We start from the raw sequence: 5,318 nt of genomic DNA on the forward strand, positions 1-5,318 counted from the left end.
CCCGCACCCCGCCTCAACTCCCTTCTCCCGCACACCCGTTACACCCCTTGATCCTCCATCACCCCATACACCCTTTACATCCGCTTACGCGAAACGGTGGTCCGCCATGCCCGACACCCAGCACAGCGACCCCCTCGACCCCTTCGAGGAACGGCTCACCGCCGGCCTGCACGACGCGGGCAACGCCTTCGAGACCGACCGGGCCGCCCTCGCCACCGCAGGCGCCCTCAAGGGCCGCCGGCGCCTGCTGCGCCGCCGCAACGCCGCCGTCATGAGCGGCGCGGCCGGCATCGCCCTCGTCGGCGTGGGCGGGGCACTGCTCCTGCCGAGCGGCTCCCCCGGCACACAGGCTTCCCCGGCCACTTCCACCCGCGCCTCCGCCACCTCCTCCGCCCCCGCTCCCGTCTCCGGCGAGGCCCTGTTCCGGGTGCTCACACGCCTGGTGGGCAACGGCGCGTACTCCAAGGTCGAGGCCCGTGGCACGGACGAGGGACTGTCGCCGTACGTCCATGTCGTCTTCGACGACGGGAAGGGCAAGTCGGCCGTAGAGATCGGCCTGGGCCGGGTGGAGCCGGGGAGCGACGAGGCGCGGCAGACCACCACGTGCCCGGCGAAGGTGTTCACGCACTACGACGCGTGCCGCACGAGCCGGCTGGCGGACGGTTCGGTGGTCATGGTCCTTCAGGGGTACGAGTATCCGGACCGCCGGGTGGACACCAAGTTGTGGAGCGCCGAACTCGTCACCCCGCAGGGTCAGCACGTCAGCATCAGCGAGTGGAACGCCGCCGCCGAGAAGGACTCGCCGATCACCAGGCCTCAACCCCCGCTGTCCCCGGCCCAGTTGAGGAAGGTGGCCGCTGACACGGCCTGGCGGGACGCGATCGACGCGATGCCGGTGAACCCGAACTCACCGGTCACACCGCCGAGTCCGAGCGACACGGGCGCCGACCTGTCCGTCACGTCCACACTCCGGGCCCTGCTGCCGAAGGGCCTCACCGTGTCCGAGGCCGGCGACACCGACGACTCCGGGTTCGGCTATGCCGTCGTCGACGACGGCAAGGGCAAGACCCTCGTACAGGTCAATGTCCAGGCGGACATGTCGGACGTCGAGGGCGATCTGTTCGGCTCCGACGCCGAGGTCCTGTCCGACGGCACGAAGGTCGCCGAGCATCAGGGGCCGGGCGAGAAGGGCGGTTCCGGTGTCGTGATGTGGACCGTCGACACCATCAGGACCGACGGCAGGCGGGTGGTGATCAGCGCCTTCAACTCCGGCGCCCAGGACACGCCCGCGACCCGCACGACCCCGGCCCTGACCATGAAGCAGCTCCGGGAGATCGCCCTCAGCCCGAAGTGGCGGTAATCCGGCCGGCGACTTTGAGCACCCTTGACCTGACCATGCCAACACATCAACATAGGCGGCGCACAGGAACGCTCACACCAACACCCCACCCGCACGCCGTACTTCACGCACGTCGCACTGAAACACCCCCCAACTCCAGCAAGGAGATTTCATGCGACTCCGGATTCGCGGCTCAGCCACCAGCGGCCCCCGCAGCGGCAGACGCACCGCCGCGCTCGCCGCCCTGATGGCGCTCGCCCTCGCCGCCCCCGTCTCCGCGGCCACCGCGTCCAAGGCCACCGCCGACAGCACGCACCAGACCGCGTCGGCCGCGGACGACATCCGCCAGTACGAGATCCACGTCGACCACAACACCCCGGTCACGCGTACGGCCATCGCGGCGGCCGGGGTCTCCGTGGACGAGTCCGACGAGGAGACCGTGGTCGTCTCCGGCCGCGCCGCCCAGATCGAGCGGCTGCGCCAACAGGGCTACACCGTCTCGCTGTTGGGCTCCGCTCCGGACCGTTCGTCGGCCGCGGACACCGCACGGCTCCTCGACTTCCCCTCGGCCGACTCGAAGTACCACAACTACGCCGAGGCGAACACGGAGATCGACCAGCGGCTCGCCGCCTACCCGGGCATCATGAGCAAGCGGGTGATCGGCAAGTCGTACCAGGGCCGGGACATCGTCGCCGTCAAGGTCAGCGACAACGTGGCCACCGACGAGAGCGAACCCGAGGTCATCCTCACGTTCCACCAGCACGCCCGAGAGCACCTCACGGTGGAGATGGCGCTGTACCTGCTGCGCGAGTTGGGCGCGGGATACGGCACCGACTCCCGCGTCACGAACATCGTGAACAACCGCGAGATCTGGATAGTGCCCGACCTGAACCCGGACGGCGGCGAGTACGACATCGCCACCGGCGCCTACCGGTCCTGGCGCAAGAACCGCCAGCCCAACTCCGGTTCCAGTTACGTCGGTACGGACCTCAACCGGAACTGGAACTACAAGTGGGGCTGCTGCGGCGGTTCTTCGGGCTCGACCTCGTCCGAGACCTATCGTGGCGCGTCCGCCGAGTCTGCGCCCGAGGTGAAGGTGGTCGCGGACTTCGTGCGCAGCCGGGTGGTCGGCGGGAAGCAGCAGATCACCGCCGGGATCGACTTCCACACGTACAGCGAACTCGTGCTGTGGCCGTTCGGGTACACGTACTCGGACACGGCGACCGGGATGACCGCGGACGACGCCGCCGCGTTCAAGGCGGTCGGGCAGAAGATGGGCGCGAGCAACGGCTATACGGCCGAGCAGTCCAGCGACCTGTACATCACGGACGGTTCGATCGACGACTACCTCTGGGGCACTCAGAAGATCTTCGACTACACCTTCGAGATGTATCCGACGTCCAGTTCCGCGGGCGGTTTCTACCCGCCCGACGAGGTCATCGAGCGGGAGACCTCCCGGAACCGGGACGCGGTGTTCCAACTGCTGGAGAACGCGGACTGCATGTACCGGTCCATCGGCAAAGAGGCCCAGTACTGCGGCTAGCCAGTCCTCCCGGCTAGGGCCTGTCCGGCGGATCAGGTCGCAGGAAATCGGCGGTGCCTGATCAGCGCCGGTGAGCGGGGCGTGGTGCGTGCAGCTGCAAGGCGGAGGAGGGAGTCGACGCGGAGCGTCGGCGACCGACGACAACGCCGCTGGGGGTCCCCCCACGCCTTTAAGGCAGTGGGGGAGCGCGTGCCACGCCCCGCGTCTGCGGCATGATCCGCCGGACAGGCCCTAGTCCTCGCGGACCTCAGCCTCCGCCGCGGCGAGCGCCGCCTCGTCCACCTCGTCGGACCCGTCGGCCTCGTCGTCGTCACCGTCGTCGAAGTACGCGTCGAGGACCGCGTCCAGCTGCGTCTCCCACTCGGCGAACCTGCTCCGGGCCGCCGCCTCGATCTCGATCGGGTACCAACGGCGGTCAGGAGTGTGCACCGTGATGGTGAACCGCCTGCCGAAGCGCGGGGACTCGGTCTCTATGGCGCCGATCTCGTCCCAGCGGAACTCGCAGTTCTGGTCGTCCAGGCGCAGTCGTACGCCCTTCTCGTCCGCGACGATCTCCGCACGACGGTCGGACGCCTCGAAGACCGGCCCGTCACCGGACGACTCCTCGCCGTCGTCATCCGCGTCGTCATCCGCGTCGGCGTCGTCATCCTCGGCAACGGCCTTCTCGACGTCCACTTTCTCGACGTCAGCCTTCTCGACCTCGGCCTCGGCCTCCTCGACCGACGCCTCCTCCGGCTCCGCCACCTCGGCCTTCGCGTCCTCCGGTGCGTCGGAGGACACGGCGGGTGCGGTGAGCCCCGGGATGAAGGCCGGGTCGAATCCGGCACCCTTCACGGGCTCGCCCTCCAGGGGCTGGCTGCTCGAACCTATGCGCTGCTCCACAGCGGGCAGTATGGTCGACGATCCTGTGTCGGGCACAGCCAGCCCCAACTTTGTTATCAGACGCCTACAAGCGGCTTACACGAACACACTGAGCACAGCGGCCACCGCGAACCCCGCGACCGACAGCACCGACTCCAGCACGGTCCACGTCTTCAGCGTGTCCCGCTCGCTGATCCCGAAGTACTTCGCCACCATCCAGAAGCCGCCGTCGTTGACGTGCGAGGCGAAGATCGACCCCGCCGAGATCGCCATGATGACCAGCGCGACGAACGCCTGCGAGTGGTCGCCCTCGGCCAGCAGCGGGGCCACGATGCCCGCCGTCGTCACGATCGCGACCGTCGCCGACCCCTGTGCGACCCGTAGTACCAGCGAGATCAGGTACGACAGGACCAGCACCGGGAGGCCCACGTCGTGGAAGGTGTCCGAGAGGGCCTGCGCGACCCCGCTCGCCTTCAGGACGGCGCCGAAGATCCCGCCGGCGCCGACGACCAGCAGGATGTTGCCGACCGGCTTGAGGGACGCGGTGGAGACGGTCTCCAGGGACTTACGGGACCAGCCGCGCCTCAGACCCAGGAGGTAGTACGCGAGGAGGAGCGCGATCGTCAGGGCGACGAAGGGGCTGCCGAAGAACTCCACCACCGAGCGGCCGGTCGACGGGTCGAAGGCGATCGACGAGAACGTGGCCGCGAGGATCAGGACGAGGGGCGTACCGATGATCGCGAGGACCGTGCCCAGCGACACCGGCTTCTCCTGCGGTACGACGCCCGACGCACGCTGTTCGTCGATGACCGCCTGCTTCGCCTCGGCCGCCGCCTCGACCATGTCCTGCGGTACGGCGACGAAGATCCGCTTGCCGATCCAGGCGGCGTAGGCCCACGCGGCCAGTACGGCGGGGATGCCACAGACGATGCCCATGAGGATGACCCAGCCGAGCTGGACGTGCAGCAGGCCGGCCGCGGCCACCGGGCCGGGGTGCGGCGGCAGGAACGCGTGGGTCATCGACAGGCCCGCGAGCAGCGGCAGGCAGTAGAGCAGGATCGACTTGCCGCCGCGCTTGGCGGCCGCGTACACGATCGGCGCGAGGACGAAGATGCCGACGTCGAAGAAGACCGGGATGCCGAAGATCAGGCCGGTGAGGCCCATGGCGAGGGGCGCTCGTTTCTCGCCGAAGAGGTTCAGCAGCCGGGACGCCAACACCTCGGCGCCGCCGCTGACTTCGAGGATCGCGCCGAGCATCGTGCCCAGGCCGATGATGATCGCGACATGGCCGAGGATGCCGCCCATGCCGGACTCGATGGTGGAGACGGCGTCGGAGCGCTGGACCGTGCCGAAGAGTTCGGTGACCGACAGACCGGACAGCAGGCCGACGGTTATGGAGACGGCGAGGAGGGCCACGAAGGGCTGGAGTCTGACCTTGATGATCAGGAAGAGGAGAAGCGCGATCCCGAGGGCGGCGACCGTCAACAGGCCTGCCGTGCCGTCGAGTAGGAGGAGCAGGCCTCCTGTGTGGGGTGGTGTCGCGGGGGCGGTGGCGGCGAGCGGTAGGGACATGGT

At 68.9% G+C, this 5,318-nt stretch carries 4 protein-coding genes; 2 read left to right on the forward strand and 2 right to left on the reverse strand.

The window, feature by feature from the left end; translation table 11 throughout:
- Window positions 1–106: 106 nt before the first annotated feature.
- On the forward strand, window positions 107–1,360 hold the full coding sequence (locus tag AC31A1_RS46015) for a hypothetical protein (RefSeq protein ID WP_489659034.1): 1,254 nt from the start codon (window positions 107–109) through the stop codon (window positions 1,358–1,360).
- A gap of 151 nt (window positions 1,361–1,511) precedes the next feature.
- Complete coding sequence (locus AC31A1_RS46020; protein ID WP_489659035.1) at window positions 1,512–2,882, forward strand: M14 family metallopeptidase; 1,371 nt, start codon at window positions 1,512–1,514, stop codon at window positions 2,880–2,882.
- A 231-nt stretch (window positions 2,883–3,113) separates the two neighbouring features.
- Here AC31A1_RS46020 and AC31A1_RS46025 read toward each other — a convergent pair whose 3' ends face one another.
- Window positions 3,114–3,764 carry a hypothetical protein gene (locus AC31A1_RS46025; protein WP_489659036.1) on the reverse strand — a complete coding sequence of 217 codons (651 nt, stop codon included), beginning with the start codon at window positions 3,762–3,764 and terminating at the stop codon, window positions 3,114–3,116.
- Window positions 3,765–3,839: 75 nt separating this feature from the next.
- Complete coding sequence (locus tag AC31A1_RS46030; RefSeq protein WP_489659037.1) at window positions 3,840–5,315, reverse strand: GntP family permease; 1,476 nt, start codon at window positions 5,313–5,315, stop codon at window positions 3,840–3,842.
- Between the last annotated feature and the right edge of the window lie 3 nt (window positions 5,316–5,318).

The organism is Streptomyces sp. P5F9, from assembly GCF_057961495.1.